Annotated in this window: 15 protein-coding genes and 1 pseudogene; 7 read left to right on the plus strand and 9 right to left on the minus strand. The window is 71.0% G+C overall.

Annotation, left to right across the window (positions count from 1 at the left end; genetic code table 11):
• Positions 1-571: polysaccharide deacetylase family protein (locus tag HLK59_RS40540; RefSeq protein ID WP_171146662.1), on the plus strand; the 571-nt coding region annotated here is incomplete at its 5' end.
• A complete protein-coding gene (locus HLK59_RS40545; protein WP_171146663.1) occupies positions 571-1755 on the plus strand; it encodes a hypothetical protein in 1185 nt (394 codons plus the stop codon). The genes HLK59_RS40540 and HLK59_RS40545, both read left to right, overlap by 1 nt.
• A 7-nt stretch (positions 1756-1762) precedes the next feature.
• Here the strand turns inward: HLK59_RS40545 and HLK59_RS40550 are convergent, their stop codons facing one another.
• The gene (locus HLK59_RS40550; protein ID WP_171146664.1) at positions 1763-2431 is read right to left on the minus strand and encodes a GNAT family N-acetyltransferase; all 669 of its coding nucleotides are present in this window, start codon (positions 2429-2431) and stop codon (positions 1763-1765) included.
• A 50-nt stretch (positions 2432-2481) separates the two neighbouring features.
• Here HLK59_RS40550 and HLK59_RS40555 point away from each other — a divergent pair, with 50 nt between their 5' ends.
• Positions 2482-3399 (plus strand): MerR family transcriptional regulator, encoded by a 918-nt coding sequence (locus tag HLK59_RS40555; RefSeq protein WP_171146665.1) that lies wholly within the window; start codon positions 2482-2484, stop codon positions 3397-3399.
• Positions 3400-3450: 51 nt separating this feature from the next.
• Complete coding sequence (locus HLK59_RS40560; RefSeq protein WP_171146666.1) at positions 3451-3663, plus strand: EF-hand domain-containing protein; 213 nt, start codon at positions 3451-3453, stop codon at positions 3661-3663.
• Between the two features lie 50 nt (positions 3664-3713).
• Here the strand turns inward: HLK59_RS40560 and HLK59_RS40565 are convergent, their stop codons facing one another.
• Entirely contained in the window at positions 3714-4640 is a 927-nt protein-coding gene (locus HLK59_RS40565; protein ID WP_171146667.1) for an AraC family transcriptional regulator, read from the minus strand.
• 102 nt (positions 4641-4742) lie between these two features.
• On the opposite strand from HLK59_RS40565, the gene HLK59_RS40570 reads away from it, so the two are divergent.
• Together HLK59_RS40570 and HLK59_RS40575 are read left to right on the plus strand one after the other, a co-directional pair.
• Positions 4743-5741: a zinc-dependent alcohol dehydrogenase family protein gene (locus HLK59_RS40570; RefSeq protein WP_171146668.1), complete on the plus strand. Its 999-nt coding sequence runs from the start codon at positions 4743-4745 to the stop codon at positions 5739-5741.
• Between the two features lie 81 nt (positions 5742-5822).
• Positions 5823-6485 (plus strand): NAD(P)-binding domain-containing protein, encoded by a 663-nt coding sequence (locus HLK59_RS40575; RefSeq protein ID WP_171146669.1) that lies wholly within the window; start codon positions 5823-5825, stop codon positions 6483-6485.
• A gap of 8 nt (positions 6486-6493) precedes the next feature.
• On the opposite strand, the gene HLK59_RS40580 is transcribed toward HLK59_RS40575, so the two are convergent.
• The 4 genes from HLK59_RS40580 to HLK59_RS40595 form a co-directional block, all read right to left on the minus strand.
• Positions 6494-7036, minus strand: a complete 543-nt coding sequence (locus HLK59_RS40580; RefSeq protein WP_171146676.1) for an MOSC domain-containing protein — start codon at positions 7034-7036, stop codon at positions 6494-6496.
• A gap of 21 nt (positions 7037-7057) precedes the next feature.
• Positions 7058-7615, minus strand: a complete 558-nt coding sequence (locus tag HLK59_RS40585; protein ID WP_171146670.1) for a glycoside hydrolase family 25 protein — start codon at positions 7613-7615, stop codon at positions 7058-7060.
• A 399-nt stretch (positions 7616-8014) separates the two neighbouring features.
• Positions 8015-8578 carry a hypothetical protein gene (locus HLK59_RS40590; protein WP_171146671.1) on the minus strand — a complete coding sequence of 188 codons (564 nt, stop codon included), beginning with the start codon at positions 8576-8578 and terminating at the stop codon, positions 8015-8017.
• Between the two features lie 134 nt (positions 8579-8712).
• The gene (locus tag HLK59_RS40595) at positions 8713-9060 is read right to left on the minus strand and encodes a hypothetical protein (RefSeq protein ID WP_171146672.1); all 348 of its coding nucleotides are present in this window, start codon (positions 9058-9060) and stop codon (positions 8713-8715) included.
• 272 nt (positions 9061-9332) lie between these two features.
• Here HLK59_RS40595 and HLK59_RS40600 point away from each other — a divergent pair, with 272 nt between their 5' ends.
• Positions 9333-12908 (plus strand): helix-turn-helix domain-containing protein, encoded by a 3576-nt coding sequence (locus HLK59_RS40600; RefSeq protein WP_171146673.1) that lies wholly within the window; start codon positions 9333-9335, stop codon positions 12906-12908.
• A 60-nt stretch (positions 12909-12968) separates the two neighbouring features.
• Here HLK59_RS40600 and HLK59_RS40605 read toward each other — a convergent pair whose 3' ends face one another.
• The 3 genes and pseudogenes from HLK59_RS40605 to HLK59_RS40615 form a co-directional block, all read right to left on the minus strand.
• Entirely contained in the window at positions 12969-13877 is a 909-nt protein-coding gene (locus HLK59_RS40605; RefSeq protein WP_171146674.1) for a hypothetical protein, read from the minus strand.
• A 170-nt stretch (positions 13878-14047) separates the two neighbouring features.
• Positions 14048-15415, minus strand: coding sequence for an L-serine ammonia-lyase (locus tag HLK59_RS40610; protein ID WP_171146675.1), 1368 nt, complete (start codon positions 15413-15415; stop codon positions 14048-14050).
• Between the two features lie 56 nt (positions 15416-15471).
• Positions 15472-15667 (minus strand): annotated as a pseudogene (locus HLK59_RS40615) (serine hydroxymethyltransferase); the annotation flags it as partial.

Raw genomic sequence — 15667 nt, forward strand, 5'->3', positions numbered from 1 at the left:
CACCCACCCCCGCGTGGCCCTCACCTTCCACGGCAACGGCGACCCCGCCACCGCCCGCGCCCTCCTCCACGAGGCGGAGCGGGCCGGGGCCCGCGTCACCGTCCTCGCCGTCGGCACCTGGCTCGACGAGCACCCCGGGATCGCCCGCCGGATCCTCGACGGCGGCCACGACCTCGGCAACCACACCTTCCACCACCTCGGCATCAACGACATGTCCGAGGCCGACGCCCGGGCCGAGATCGACGGCTGCGCCGAGCGGCTGAGGCGGCTCACCGGCTCGATCGGCAGCTGGTTCCGGCCCTCGCGCGCCGCGCGCGCCACACCGCTCGTCGAGCGGCTGGCCCGTGCCGCCGGCTATCCGCACGTCCTGTCCTACGACGTCGACGCCCTCGACTTCACCTCGCCCGGCGCCCCCGCCGTCACCCGCAAGGTCCTCGGCGAGATCCGCAACGGGTCCGTGGTGAGCCTGCACTTCGGGTACGCCGACACGGTCGCCGCCCTCCCCGCCGTACTGGAAGAACTCGACCGCCGCGGCCTGGCCGCCGTGACCACCACGGAGTTGTTCAGCTGATGCAGCGCACGAATCTCGTCAAGCACGCCCTGGCCGTGGGCGCCGCCCTCGTCGCCCTCGCCGCCTGCGGCACCGAGACCAAGGACCAGGCCCCCTCGGAACACGGCACCACCAAGGCCGCCGTCCCCGCCCCGCCGAAGAAGAAGCCCGTCCAGGGACTGCCGGGCATGCCGCCGGTCCTCGACCCGCAGGACGTCTACGCCGCCGACCGGCCGAACAAGCTCTCCCCGGTAGTCAAGGACTTCCCGTCCAGGGTCTACGTCCCCAACACCGAGTCCGACACGGTCTCCGTCATCGACCCGAAGACGTACAAGATCATCGAGACGATCCGTGTCGGACGCCAGCCCCAACACGTCGTCCCCTCCTGGGACATGAAGACCCTCTGGGTGAACAACAACCGCGGCCACACGCTCACCCCCATCGACCCGAGGACGGGGAAGGCGGGCAAGCCGGTCGAGGTGCACGACCCGTACAACCTCTACTTCACGCCCAACGGCAAGTACGCCGTCGTGATGGCCTCACTCGACCGCGAACTCGTCTTCCGCGACCCGCACACCATGAAGCGGATCAAGACCGAACCGGTCACCTGCTACGGCGTCAACCACGCCGACTTCTCCCGCGACGGCAAGTACTTCATCGTCTCCTGCGAGTTCAGCGGCGAACTGCTCAAGGTCGACACCGAGAAGATGAAGGTGATCGGGCAGCAGAAACTCCCCTTCAAGGGCGCCATGCCGCAGGACGTGAAGATCTCGCCCGACGGGAAGCGCTTCTACGTCGCCGACATGATGGCCGACGGCATGTGGGTCCTGGACGGCGACAAGTTCGACCAGCCGAAGCTGCTGCCCACCGGAAAGGGCTGCCACGGTCTGTACGTCAGCCGCGACTCCCGCGAGATGTACGTCTCCAACCGCGGCGAGGGAACCGTCTCCGTCTGGGACTTCGACCAGGACAAGGTCACCAGGAAGTGGCATCTGCCCGACGGCGGCAGCCCCGACATGGGCGGTGTCTCGGCGGACGGCAAGGTGCTGTGGCTGTCGGGGCGTTACGACGCCGAGGTCTACGCCATCGACACCCGTACCGGCAGGCAGCTGGCCCGGATCCCGGTCGGCAGCGGCCCGCACGGGCTCGCGGTGTATCCGCAGCCGGGGCGGTACTCGCTCGGCCACACCGGCATCTTCCGCTGACACCGGTTCAGTTGACACGCCGCCGTACGAGGGGGGAGTCCGCGGGTCCGCCGAGCAGCAGCGCCTCCGCGCCGACGGGACGATAGCCCGCCGCCTGGAACGCCCGTGTGCTGCGGGCGTTCCCGGGGGCGACCTGGGCCCACAGCGGCTCCTCGACGAGATGCCGGGCGGCGGTCAGGAGCAGGCGCCCCAGCCCTCGGTGCCGTACCGCCTCGTCCACCTCCAGCGAGACCTCCAGCCGGCCGCCGATCCCGCGCCCGGCCACCAGCACACCGCCGTCGGTCGTCCAGGCCCGTACGTCGTCACGGCGGCGGCGGGCGTACGTGATGCGCGGGTGCTCGGCGTCCTCGATCTCACTCAGCGCGAGCGGAGGCCGCCCCGGCAGCGGCGAGCCGACGAACATCGCGTCGATGGTCTCGGCCGTCCGCCCCGTCCGCGCCATGAAGGCCGCCAGGAACCCCGGGTTCATGGTCGCGGCCAGCGGATCGCACTCCAGGGCCGCCAGTGTGTCGTGCACCCACCGCGGATCCTCGTCCGTGAAGACGACGGAGTGCGCGGTGAAGGCGAGCACGCCCGCGTCCCGGGCGGAAGCCTGCGGCACGACGGTCGTCCGGCCGTCCGGCGGCGGGAAGACACCGAGGGCGGCCGCGTCGAGAATGTCCCGGAGAGTCTCCACCGCACCCGCTCCTTGAGTCTCCACCCACTGGAAGGCCCAGACTCGCAGACATGATCGACGACGGCACCGGACTTCTCACCATCGGCGAGCTGGCGAGGGCCACCGGCCTGACCGTCCGGACCATCCGTTACTGGTCCGACGAGGGCGTACTCGCGCCGGTGACCCGCTCGGACGGCGGCTACCGCCTCTACGACGCGGAGTGCGCCGCCCGCCTCGAACTGATCCGCACCCTGCGCGAGCTGGGCCTCGGCCTGGTGGACGTGCGCAAGGTGCTGGACGGGGAGCGGACGGTGGCGGAGGTCGCGGCGGCGCACGTGGTGGCGCTCGACGCGCAGATCTCTTCGCTGCGGGTGACCCGTGCGGTGCTGTCGACCGTTGCGCGACGCGGCTCGACCGCGGAGGAGATGACTCTGATGAACAAACTGGCGCGGCTGTCGGCCGCGGAGCGGCGCAGGATCGTCGAGGACTTCATGGCGGAGATCTTCGAGGGGCTCGACACGGCGGATCCCGACATCCGCACCCGGCTGCGGTTCGCCGGGGCGGCCAATCTGCCGGCCGACCCCAGCCCCGAGCAGGTGGACGCGTGGGTGGAGCTGGCCGAACTCATCCAGGACCCGGAGTTCCGGGCGCTCATGCGCAGGGCCATCGAGTTCAACGCCGCGGACCGGGGTCCTGACGTCCCCGCCGGGACGTCGCTGTGGTTCATGAGCCGGCTCATCCAGCTGGCGGGGGAGGCACGGCGGCGCGGGCTCGCCCCCGCGGCCCCGGAGGCGGACGGTCTCCTGGCCGGCCTGCTCGGGGACGCCGACCGGGCCGAGGTGCTCAAGCGTCTGGAGGCGGGAACGAACCTGCGGCTCGCCCGCTACCGCGAGCTGTCGGCCGTCGTGAACGGCCTCGAACCCCAGCCGTCGTACGAGGAGGAGTTCGCGTGGGTGGTCGCCGCGCTGCGCGCTCGGACCGCCGGATAACCTGACCTCCGTCAGCAAGACGGCAAGGAACGACGAAAAAGGGGCGGATCGGTGGCGGACATCGACGAGGCACGCAAGCATTTCGAGCGGATCGACACGGACGGTGACGGCTTCATCACCGCTGCCGAGTTCAAGACCGCCCTCGCCCAGGAAGGCGACTGGAACGTCACCGAGTCGGTCGCCGAGGTGATCATCAAGGCCCGCGACATCGACGGCGACAAGCAGCTGTCCTTCGACGAGTTCTGGGCGTACCTGAGCAAGTGACGTACGCGTAAGGGGCGCCCGGCTTTGACGCCGGGCGCCCCCTTCGCGGGTTAGGACGCTTCCCTGCGGTACTGCCCCGGCGCCACCCCGTACTCCCTCTTGAAGGCCTTGGCGAAGGCGAACTCCGAGGTGTAGCCGGCGCGTTGGGCGACCAGGCGCAGGGGGAGGTCGTCCGCGCGGAGCAGCCGGCCGGCGGTCGTCATGCGCCACCACGTCAGATACGTCAGCGGCGGGCGCCCCACGAGCGCGGTGAACCGTCGGGCGAAGGCCGCCCGGGACAGGCCGCCGTGGGCGCCGAGTTCCTCCACCGTCCAGGGGCGGTCCGGGGCGGTGTGGATGGCCTGGAGTGCCGCCGCCACCGCGGGGTCGGCGAGCGCGGCGGCCCAGCCGGTGGGGTGCCCGCCGGTGCGCGCCTCGCCCTGCCACCAGGCGCGCAGGATGTAGAGCAGCAGGGTGTCCAGGAGCGAGGAGACGATGGTGTCCGACCCCGGCTGCGGCTCCGCCAGTTCCGCGCCCAGCAGCTCCACCGCCGCCCGCAACGACCGGTGGGTGCCGACCCTGGCGGGCAGATGCACCACCTCCGGCAGCTCGGACAGCAGGGGATGCGCCCGGCTGCGGTCCAGCCAATAGGCGCCGCACAGCATGACGGTGTCCGGGGCCGCCGTGGACTCCCTTGCGGGCGCGGGGGGTTCGGGCACGCTCCCGTCCGGGTTGAGCCGTACGACATCCGGCTCCACGTCCAGCGCGCTCGCCAGCACGTACCCCCGCCCGTGCGCCAGGAACACCACGTCCCCCGGTCCGAGCGCCACCGGCTCGCCCACCGCGGGGATCAGCCAGGCGGACCCCCGCAGCACCACATGGAATCCGGCGCCCGCCGAGTCCTCGATCCGCATCCCCCAGGGCGCGTACTTGTCCCGGCGCCCCGAGTGCGGCCGGCCGGCGCGCATCGCGGCGATCGCGTCGCTGAGTACGTCCATGCCCCCAACGGTAGCCGGGAGTTGGGAGGGAGAGACGTACGGACAGGAAAGGGAGACCGATGGACATGGATCGTCTCGCCCCGGGCTCCTAGCGTGGACGCCATGTCAACCACCGCACGTACCGTGCTCTTTCATGAAATCGGCGGACCCGACGTACTGGAGATCGAGGACGTGACCGTGCCCGCGCCGGGCCCCGGTCAGGTCGCCGTGCGCGTCGAGGCGTTGGGCCTCAACCGCGCCGAGGCCCTCTTCCGTTCGGGCGCCTACTACTACCAGCCCGCCCTCCCCGCCTCCCGCCTCGGCTACGAGGCCTCCGGTGTCGTCGAGGCGATCGGCGAGGGCGTCACCGAACTGGCCGTAGGCGACCCGGTGATGACCGGGCCCGGCATCGAGATGAGCGCACAGGGGGTGTACGCGGAGCGGGTCGTGCTGCCCGGGAGCACGGTGCTGTCCCGCCCCGCATCCGTGGACGCCGTCACGGGGGCGGCGTCCTGGCTGACGTACACCACGGCGTACGGCGGCCTCCTGGAGACGGCCGGCCTGCGCCCCGGCGACCACGTCCTGATCACGGGCGCCTCCAGCGGGGTCGGCACCGCGGCGATCCAGGTCGCACGGCGCATCGGCGCGATTCCGCTGGTGACGACGCGTACGGAGGCGAAGCGGCAAGGGCTGCTGGACGCGGGGGCGGCGGAGGTGATCGTCTCCGGGGGCGACGCCGAGACGGTGGCCAAGGAGGCCAGGCGGCTCACCGGAGGCCGGGGCGTCGAGGTGATCTTCGACGCGATCGGCGGACCCGGTTTCCGTCCGCTGGCCGAGGCGCTCGCGGAGGGCGGAAGGGTCCTGGCCTACGGCTGGCTGGACCGCCGCCCCGCCGAGATCCCCTGGAACTGGCCGTTCACGATCCACACGTACGCCAACATGACCCTCACCGCGACCCCGGGGGGCCGCCGCCGCTCCACGGCTTTCCTCGACGCGGGGCTGGCCGACGGGGGGTTCCGGCCCGTGGTGGCCGAGGTCTTCGACGGGCTGGACCGGATCCGGGACGCCCATCGCCTGATGGAGTCGAACCGGCACACGGGGAAGATCGTCGTACGGATCTGAGGCCACCCGGAATACCCCCCGGCCCTCCCGGGTTGGCCCTGATCAGACGTATGCACATGCATCGAACTTGAAGGGTCAGTCATGAAGATCGGCATCATCGGCGCGGGACACATCGGCGGCAACCTCACCCGCAGGCTCACCGCCCTCGGCCACGAGGTGTCCGTCGCGAACTCCCGCGGCCCGCACACCCTCACCGAGCTGGCGAAGGAGACGGGTGCGACGCCCGTCCCGGTGGCGGAGGCGGCACGCGGCGCGGAGGTCGTCGTCGTCACGATCCCGCTCAAGGCGATCCCGGACCTGCCGTCGGGCCTCTTCGCCGAGGCGGCCGACGGGGCCGCGGTCATCGACACCGGCAACTACTACCCCCGCCAGCGCGACGGCCGGATCGCCGCGATCGAGGACGAGGGCCTCACGGAGAGCCGCTGGACGGAACAGCACCTCGGCCATCCCGTGATCAAGGCCTTCAACGGCACCTACGCCCAGGACATCCTCGACCGCCACCGCCCGGCCGGCACCCCCGACCGCCAGGCCCTCCCGGTCGCGGGCGACGACGCGGCGGCCAAGGCGAAGGTCCGCGCCCTCATCGACGAGCTCGGCTTCGACACGGTCGACGCGGGCGGCCTCGACGAGTCCTGGCGCCAGCAGCCGGACACTCCGGTGTACGGACTCCAGGAGGGCGCCGAGGCGGTCACGAAGGCGCTGGCGGAGGCGAGCCCGGAGCGCAAGCCGGAGTTCCGCGCCTGAGCGCAGCGTCAGACGATCTCCAGCGGCCGGTGCGGCCCGTCGGGAAGCTCGACCTTGATGGCATCCCCGGGCCGCACGACGCCGCCTTCGAGAACGACACTCATGATCCCGGACCTGAAGCGCACCGCGCCGCTCTCGTCCCGCCCGACGACCTGCTTCATCAGCCCTTTCTGGAAGGTGTCGATCTGCGCACAGGGATTCCGCAGCCCGGTCACCTCGACCACCGCCCGCGCCCCCAGACGCAGCCGAGTCCCCACGGGCAGCCCCAGCAGATCGATCCCCCGAGTGGTCACGTTCTCCCCGAGCTCCCCGGCACCCACCTCGAACCCGGCCTCCCGCACCTCCTCGAACAACTCCTCGTGAATGAGGTGCACCTGCCGCAGATTCGGCTGCGAAGGATCCTTCTCCATCCGGAACCGATGCTTCACGGTCTCCCCGGCATGCACGTCCCCCTCGACCCCGAGCCCGGCGATCAGCGTGACGCTCTCCCGGTTCGGCTTGGTGAACGAATACGTCCCATTGCTGCTGACCGCAGCGACTGTCCCACCCATGCCGAGCAGCATAAACAGGAGTCAGGCGCTGTCCGCCCACTCCCGCAGCGCGGCCTTGCTCGCGAAGTCCGCGACGTTCTTGTCCACCGGATCGTCGGTGTACTGGTGGAAGAGCCACTTCGCCTTGATGCGAGGTTCGCCGGCCGTCACGTAGTCGGCGATCCACAGGGCGTCGCCGGCATAGGAAGTCTTGTCGATGTTCAGCCAAAAGTTGCGGTTGCAGTAGAGGACGACCCGGTTGTTCGGCCGCAGCTCCCGCACCTTCCGGATGAACCGGTCCTTCTCCGCGTTGCTCGCGTGCGTCCCCTCGCCGGTCGTCTCCCAGTCCACCGCGAGAAGGTCGCCCGCCCGCTCCGGCGCCTTGCTCACGAAGTACTCCGCCTGGGCGGTGAGGTTGCCGGGCCAGAGGAAGTGGTAGTAGCCGACGACCAGCCCGGCGTCACGCGCCGTCTTCGTCTGGGCGGCCAGTCTGGGGTTGGTGTACGTACGGCCCTCCGTCGCCTTGACGAAGACGAAGGAGAGGCCGTCCGTGTCGTAGGAGGAGGACTGGTGGGCGCTCACGTCTATGCCGCGCAGCATAGGGGGACTCCCTGAAGTGCTATGGGTGGGACAGGAGTTGATGCACATCCCACCTTGGCACGGGGATCACCCCGCGCGTGTGGAGATCCTGCGCTCAGAATCCGCCGCGGCTCCATGACGGGGAGATTGCGGAGCCGGCGATGGGCGTGGAATCGGGGCGTCGCCATCTTGTCTTCGTCCTGTGCATACGCGGCAGGCTGCCGCAGCGCCCGGGCTGATGCGGCTGGCCGGCACCGCTTACCAATTCCGACACGAGAGCCTCCGAGACTGGCTCGACCGGAATCCCGCTCCGTCACCGGCCCGCGCCTGAGAGACGCTTGGCGGTCGAGAACGCGGGTCTGGTCGGTCCCTCCGGGAAGCCACTCGGGAGAGGTGAGCGGCTTCCCGGAGGGCAGCGGCCTACAGGGACACCGGGTTCTCCCAGCTCCATGCGGTCAGGTGGCGGTTGAAGTAGCTGTTGGGTGCGGTGACCGCCCCGTCGTCGAGGCCGTTGAGGGCGCTGGTGTACGCCTTGAACGTGGCTACCGAGCGGGTGAGGCAGTTGTTGGTGGCCCAGGCGTAGTCGGTGCTCATGAGCTGCCGGAACTTGGCGACGGCGTTACCGGGGGAGCCGTTCGGCGTGTTGACGCACCGAAAGCGTTGGTAGGGATCGTTGTTCAGCCGTTGGGCGCTGAAGTGCTTGAGCATGCTGTTGACGTCCTCGGGGCCACGCAGCCAGTTGCCGGCGAAGCCTTTCGAGCTCTTGGTCTCGGTGGCGCCGGAGTACCAGCGGCCTGATCCGTCCATGACGGCCCAGCCGACGTGGCCCAGGCCGAACACGGCGGTGGGGGACACGAACAGGCAGGCCCGCCCGTTTCCGGCAGCCTCGGTGGGTTCGGCGGCCCGAGCAGGGCCCGTCGCCACGAGCGCCGTGGTCAGCGCGGTGATGCCGAGGGCGAGTGCGGTGATGATGCGGAAGCGCAAGGATCGCTCCTTGGGGAGAGGTTGATGTACGGGGGGATCCGCGGCAGTCAGGACCGAGCCGTCTGCGGCGAGGGAGCGGGCGCGGCACCGGCCCGGGCTGTACGCCGTGGTGGGATGCCGCGCCCGTCCCTCGGTCAGCCGCGGACCTTGTGGAACCAGAGGCCGACGGTGGTGCCGCCGGTGAACACCGCACAGACGTGCCGGTCGTACCGGTTGCGGTTGTACGGGTGGGAGTACGCGTAGCTGTTGCACGCGTCGAAGGTCCAGAACCAGGTCTGGTACTCGTAGCAGGGGTTGACGTTGCCGTTGTCGGCGCAGTCCGGCTTCGGCGAGGCCAGGGGGCCCGCGGCCGCGGCCGGCTGCGGCTGGACGGTCGGCGCCGCGGTCGCGGGTGCCGTGGCGGCGAGCGGCGTCACGAGTCCTGCCATGAGCGCGGCGGTGGCCAGTAGCCGGCGGGGCCTGAGGGTGTTGCAGAGCATCACGTCGTCCTCCTGTGGGGAGCTGCCACGGCCCGGTGCCGTGGTCCGGTCGGGCCGTGCGGCCCGCTGCGACCGATGTTTCGGCCGCGGGCTCCAGGGGCGGAAGGGGTTGCCGGTTTCCTCCTCGTCCGGGTACCTGGAAACCCGCCACGACCTGCGGTGTTTCACCCGTGGTGATCGGTTCTCCCGGTGGCGTCACTGCTCCGTTCGGGCGTCGTTGAAGGGGCAGGGGCGGAGCGTGGGTGCGTGCCGCTGGGCGGTCGGGAGGGTGCGCGGTGGATTCGGAAGAGGACGAGGTCCCGTCCGGCGATCTCACGTTCGGGGCGGAGCTGCGTCGGCTGCGCCAGGCCGCGGGACTGTCCTTGGCGGGGCTCGCCGACAGGCTCAAGACCGGCAAGGGGTACCTCAGCCGCCTGGAGCGCGGACTGCAGCGGCCGAGCGAGGCGTTCGCCCGGGCCTGCGATCAGGCGCTCGGAGCCGACCACGCCCTCCTCGCGCTGGCGGTGGGGCCGGGTACCGGGCAGTGCCCGTATCCCGGTCTGACGTCGTTTCGTAGGGAGGACGCGCGCTGGTTCTTCGGCCGGGAGCGGGCGGTCGCCGATCTGCTCGGGCTGCTGGCCGATCCCTGCACCGCCGGACACCCCGCAGTGGTGATCGGCCCGTCCGGGATCGGCAAGTCGTCGCTGCTCCGGGCGGGGCTGGCCGCGGCGGTCGCCCGTGGGGCGCTGCCCGAGAGCCGGCCCGGCACCCCGGCCGTGGGGTATCTGACGCCCACCGCACGGCCGTTGGAGCAGCTGCATGCCTGGGGTGAGGGGCTGTCACCGGACTCGTACTCCCTGGTCATCGTCGACCAGTTCGAGGAGCTGTTCGCACTCTGCGCGGAGGAGAGCGAGCGCGCCGAGTTCATCGGCGAACTGTGCGGGCTGGCGGCCGGTGGTCTACCGGTCGCCATCGGTCTGCGGGCCGACTTCTACGGTCACTGTCTCGCCCATCCGCCACTGCTCGCCGCGCTGCGGGCGCGCACGCTGCCGCTCGGTCCGATGGGGCACGGCGAGCTCCGGCAGGCGATCATCGAGCCGGCCGCCGCCGCGGGGCTCGCGTTGCAGCCGGGTCTGGTGGAGGTCCTGCTGCGCGACCTCGGTGCCGTCGGCAGCAGCGGGATGTGCGAGGCCGCGGCGCTGCCCCTGCTCTCCCACGCTCTGCGCGCGACCTGGCAGCAACGTGTGGACGGCACTCTCACCGTGGACGGCTACGAACGGACCGGGGGTGTGCATGGCGCGGTCGCCGCGACGGCCGAGCGGGTCCACGGACGACTGCCCCGGCAACAGCAGGACATCGCGTGCGGGCTGCTGCTGAACCTGGTGCACGTGGGGGAGGGGTCGGACGACACCCGCAGCCGGTCCGGACGGGACGAGCTGATCGAGCTGACGGCGGCGGGCGTTGCGGGTGCCCGGGCGGAAGACGTCGCCTCGGTCGTGGAGGCTTTCACGCGTGCGCGTCTGCTGACGGCCGACGCCGACCATGTGGAGATCAGCCACGAGGCGCTGCTGTGGGCCTGGCCGCGACTGCGAGAGTGGATCGACGGTGACCGGGCCCGGCTCAGGCTTCACCAGCGGCTCACCGAAGCGGCCCGTGTCTGGCACGAGGAGGGCAGGGACGACTCCCTGCTGCTACGCGGGGCCCGGCTCGCCACTGTCTCGGACTGGCTGGACGAGCAGGCTGGAGCACATCCCGTCCTGCGCTCGGTGGAACGCGAGTTCCTGCACGCCTGCCGGGTGCACGAGGAGGCCGCGCGCGCGGCCGAGCGCCGCCGCAACCGCAGGCTGCGACGGCTGGTGGGGGCGCTGGCGGTGTTCCTGGCCGTCGCGTTGGTGAGCGGACTGCTCGCGGTGCTGAAGTCCCATGAGGCCGAGCGGCGCACGGACGAGGCCAGGGGCCAGCAGCACCGGGCGCTGGCCGCGCTGCTGTCCAACGAGGCGGCTCGACTGGCCGACGCCCGGCCGGAGGTCTCCGCCCTGCTCGCGACGGCGGCGTACCAGCATGATCGGACCGCGCAGTCCCTGGGGGCGCTGCTCAGCACACAGGCCCAGGGATTTCTCGGCCGGTTGTCCGCTCCCGCGCACCAGGACATGTTGTGGTCGGCGAGCCTCAGCGACGACGGCCGCACCCTCGCCGGCAGCGACAACAGCGGACGGGTCGTGGTGTGGGACGTCCGCCGCCGCAAGCCCATCCAGGTGTTCGACAGTCTCCCCGAGAAGGTGCACGCCGCCGCCATCAGTCCGGACGGCACCAAGGCCGCGGGCATCGGCCTGGGCGGGACCCTCTGGCTGTGGGACGCCCGGTCCGGACGACAACTGGCCAGTGCGGCCGTACTGCCCAGCGGTTCCGCGTCGCTGGGCGTGCTGGAGTTCAGCAGGGACGGCAGCCTCGTGGCCGTGGCCGGGGCGGCGAGTGCTGAAGTCAGGCTGGTCGACGGGCTCAAGGAGATCGGTTCCCTGCCCTCGACGGCTCCCGTCAAGGGGCTGGCTCTCCACCCCGACGGCAGGACGGTGGCCGGTGCCGGAGAGGACGGGAAGGTTCGGGTGTGGCGGCGGTCGGCCGACGGCTCCGCCGCTACCGCGCGTGAACTCGACGGCGGAACAAGGAATCTGTTCACCACCGCCTTCAACCGGGACGGCACCCTGTTGGCCGCCGCGGGCCGGGACGGAGTCATCCGGCTCTGGCGCACGTCCGACTGGAAACCCGCGGGAGCACTCGAAGGGCACCACGGCGAAGTCTGGCGGATCGCCTTCCGCCCGGACGGGCAGGTGCTGGCTTCGGCCGGCGAGGACCAGCAGGTCATGCTGTGGGACATCAGCACGCGTCGCAGGCTCGCCTCACTGGGCGGCCACACCGCCTCGGCCCACACCGTGTCCTTCTCCCTCGACGGCAGGCTGGCCAGTGGCAGCAGCGATCAGACCATCGCCCTCTGGGACACCACCGGCTGGATCAGCGACGGCTGCGCCACCGGCGGCGAACCAGCCCGGGCGGCGGCCTACGGCCCTGGCGGCGTGGCCGTCGGCAGCGGCGACACCATCACATTCCGTCGCTCGGGCCGGTGCCACACGCTGCGCCTGACGGCGGGCCCGGTGCGGGGTCTGGCCCGTGGCGCACAGTTGGTCGCCGTCGGGGGCGACGCCGGTGCGTTCCGCGTCTGGGACCCACGACGCCCCGGCAGACCTTTCACCCTCGACCCACGCACGAAAGCGGACGGCTATCGCTACCAGTACGGCGTGGCCGTGAGCCCTGATGACGCCTTCGTGGCCGTCGGCGGCTACAGCAACCTGATCCGGTCATGGAACATGTCCGCCGGCCACCCCGTTCCCCTTCGGACCTGGGCCGCGGGCGGGACCGTCTGGGCACTCGCCTTCAGCCCCGATCACCGGACACTGGCCGTCGGCGCCGACTGCGTCGTCGAGTTCGCCCGGCTCGGCGGTATCGCGGGTCCACAGCGCTTCGCGTTCTTCTCCACCCCGGTGACCGCCCTCGCCTACGGCGACGGCGGCCGTACGCTCGCCGTGGGCTCCCAGGACGGCACCGTGGAACTCTGGGACGTATCCGGGCACAGTCGGACCCTCACTCTGACGCCCCATCAAGGAGCCATCCGCGCACTGCACTTCGCGCCGAACGGCAACCGGATGGCCGTCGTCGGAGAACTCGGATCGGTGCGCTGGTGGGCACTGGACCCCGACCGGGCGCTGAGCCGCGCTTGCCGGACCGCCTCGGCACCGAGCCCGCAGGAGTGGCAACGCCTGCTCCCCGACGTGGACCGCACGCAGGTCCTGCGGGCCTCCCCGTGCCGGGCCGCGTAGCCGATGCCGGTGGCGGTCATGGGTCCGGGGCCACCCGTGCGAGTGGCCCCGGACGTGGTCTCATGCCGGGTCCGACTCGATGAACTGCAGCACTCCCAGCATGTGGTCCGGCAGCGCCTCGGTATCCGTGCCGTAGGGGGAGAACGACGCCTCCACCCCGACCCAGCCCCGGAACTCTCCTGAATCGTCCAGGACTTGCAGCAACGGCTTCACGTGGGAGTTGCCGCTGTGGCACAACTGTCCGTGCTTCGCGGTGAGGCAGGTGCACCAGTGCCACCACGTGTCACGCCGGTCATGGTTGTCGACGCGTGCGAGGTAGTACTGGATCGAGGTGTCCCGCGAGCCCTTGCAATCGCACGGACTCGAACTGGGCTGGTACCGCGTCATGCACCAGGAAGGGGTCTTGCAGCGCCGGTAGTCCCCCTGCTTGAACGGGCTCGACTTCATGCCGGCCCTGACGCGCGTCCTCTGATCCCAGGACCAGCCCGCCAGAGGCAGCGCACGCGGGGACTCGTGCACGCTGGACATGGCGCGCCGCGTGCTCAGCTCCGCCTTGCTGCCGTACGCGTAACCGTCAGTGGCGTCACCCGAGTTGCGGAAGGCCAGGCGAACGAGGCCCCGTAGGGGCTGTACGGACCACTCCTCCGTCGACTGCGGTGCCCAGACGATGTGTACGACGGAACCGGACCGCATCTCGAAGGTGCCACGGCGGAACTCGGGGGCCTTGCCGGTGAAACCGGCCGCCGTCTTGACCGGGCAGGGGCGGGAGCCGGGCTTGGTGAGGGAACCCGGAGCGCAGTCGACCCCGTTCGGCTCGGCCCCGACGGGCACCCGTACGGGGGGGCTTCGGGCGGCGCCAAAGTTGCCTCTGTCGCCGGGCAGTTGATGCGGCGGGTCGGCGGAGCCCGGTGTGATGGCCGCCGCTGCCGTCACCAAGGTGAGGAGCAGCGCCTGAAGAGATCGGATCATGAACCGAGTCGACAGTACGGCGGCGGTCGGTGAGGGCCGCCACAACGGAGGTCGCCCGGTTCACGGGAGTGCATGACGGCTCACACCCGGGACGGCGCGCCCCTGGCCACGGCGCCGCAGTCACCCGGCCGCGCGGAGAGACGCGAACGTGCGGGTCAGGGCCCGTCGCCTCAGCACTCGATGATGTTCACGGCCAGCCCGCCGCGGGCCGTCTCCTTGTACTTGACCGACATGTCCGCGCCGGTCTCCTTCATGGTCTTGATGACCTTGTCCAGGGACACCTTGTGCGAGCCGTCCCCGCGCATCGCCATCCGTGCCGCGGTGACCGCTTTGACCGCGGCCATGCCGTTGCGTTCGATGCAGGGGATCTGGACGAGGCCGCCGACGGGGTCGCACGTGAGACCCAGGTTGTGCTCCATGCCGATCTCGGCGGCGTTCTCGACCTGCTCCGGGGAGCCGCCGAGGACCTCCGCGAGCGCGCCGGCGGCCATCGAGCAGGCGGAGCCGACCTCGCCCTGGCAGCCGACCTCGGCGCCGGAGATGGAGGCGTTCTCCTTGAAGAGCATGCCGATCGCGCCCGCGGCGAGCATGAAGCGGACGATGCCGTCCTCGTCGGCGCCCGGCACGAAGTTGATGTAGTAGTGGAGGACGGCCGGGATGATGCCGGCAGCGCCGTTCGTCGGGGCGGTGACGACCCGTCCGCCCGCCGCGTTCTCCTCGTTCACCGCCATCGCGTAGAGCGTGATCCACTCCATCGAGTGCGCCAACGGATCGCCCTCCGCCCGCAGTTGGCGTGCCGTGACGGCCGCGCGGCGCTTGACCCGCAGCCCGCCCGGGAGGATGCCCTCCCGTGACATGCCCCGCGAGACGCACGCCTGCATGACCCGCCAGATCTCCAGCAGGCCCGCGCGGATCTCCTCCTCGGTGCGCCAGGCGCGCTCGTTCTCCAGCATCAGCGAGGAGATCGAAAGGCCCGTCTCCCGGGTCACGCGCAGCAGTTCGTCGCCGGAGCGGAAGGAGTACTTCAGGACGGTGTCGTCCAGCTTGATGCGGTCCTCGCCGACCGCGTCCTCGTCGACGACGAAACCGCCGCCGACCGAGTAGTACGTCTTGGACAGCAGCTCCGCACCCGCCGCGTCGTACGCCCACAGCGTCATGCCGTTCGCGTGGTACGGGAGTGTCTTACGGCGGTGCAGGACGAGGTCGTCGTCGAAGGAGAACGGGATCTCGTGCTCACCGAGCAGCTTCAGGAGCCCCGCGTCCTTGATCGCCGACACCCGCTCGTCCGCCCCCTCCACGTCGACCGTGCGGGGAGAGGCTCCTTCGAGTCCCAGCAGCACCGCCTTGGGGGTGCCGTGGCCATGGCCGGTCGCGCCCAGGGAGCCGTAGAGCTCCGAGCGGACCGAGGCGACGTCGGGCAGCAGGCCCTCGTTGCGCAGACGGCGGGCGAACATACGGGCCGCACGCATCGGGCCGACCGTGTGCGAGCTCGACGGGCCGATGCCGATCGAGAACAGGTCGAAGACCGAGATGGCCACGGGAACTCCTTGCGAAAGGGTGGGGGCACACGTCATCGGGTGCCCCCACCAGGGAACTACTTGTTCAGGCCGGGGTACAGCGGGTGCTTGTCGGCCAGTGCCTTGACCCGGGACTTGAGGTCTTCGGCGTCGTAGGACGGCTTCAGTGCCGACGCGATGACGTCGGCGACCTCGGTGAAGTCCTCGGCGGTGAAGCCGCGGGTGGCGAGCGCGGGGGTGCCGATGCGCAGGCCGGAGGTGACCATCGGGGGG

The sequence above is a fragment of the Streptomyces sp. S3(2020) genome, assembly GCF_013044505.1.
Lineage (GTDB): Bacteria > Actinomycetota > Actinomycetes > Streptomycetales > Streptomycetaceae > Streptomyces.

Bases quoted from the DNA above. Each gene is read 5' to 3' on its own strand.
- HLK59_RS40565 (WP_171146667.1), bottom strand. From the start codon at position 4,640: ATGGACGTACTCAGCGACGCGATCGCCGCGATGCGCGCCGGCCGGCCG.
- HLK59_RS40585 (WP_171146670.1), bottom strand. From the start codon at position 7,615: ATGCTGCGCGGCATAGACGTGAGCGCCCACCAGTCCTCCTCCTACGAC.
- HLK59_RS40580 (WP_171146676.1), bottom strand. From the start codon at position 7,036: ATGGGTGGGACAGTCGCTGCGGTCAGCAGCAATGGGACGTATTCGTTC.
- HLK59_RS40575 (WP_171146669.1), top strand. From the start codon at position 5,823: ATGAAGATCGGCATCATCGGCGCGGGACACATCGGCGGCAACCTCACC.
- HLK59_RS40545 (WP_171146663.1), top strand. From the start codon at position 571: ATGCAGCGCACGAATCTCGTCAAGCACGCCCTGGCCGTGGGCGCCGCC.
- HLK59_RS40570 (WP_171146668.1), top strand. From the start codon at position 4,743: ATGTCAACCACCGCACGTACCGTGCTCTTTCATGAAATCGGCGGACCC.
- HLK59_RS40605 (WP_171146674.1), bottom strand. From the start codon at position 13,877: ATGATCCGATCTCTTCAGGCGCTGCTCCTCACCTTGGTGACGGCAGCG.
- HLK59_RS40555 (WP_171146665.1), top strand. From the start codon at position 2,482: ATGATCGACGACGGCACCGGACTTCTCACCATCGGCGAGCTGGCGAGG.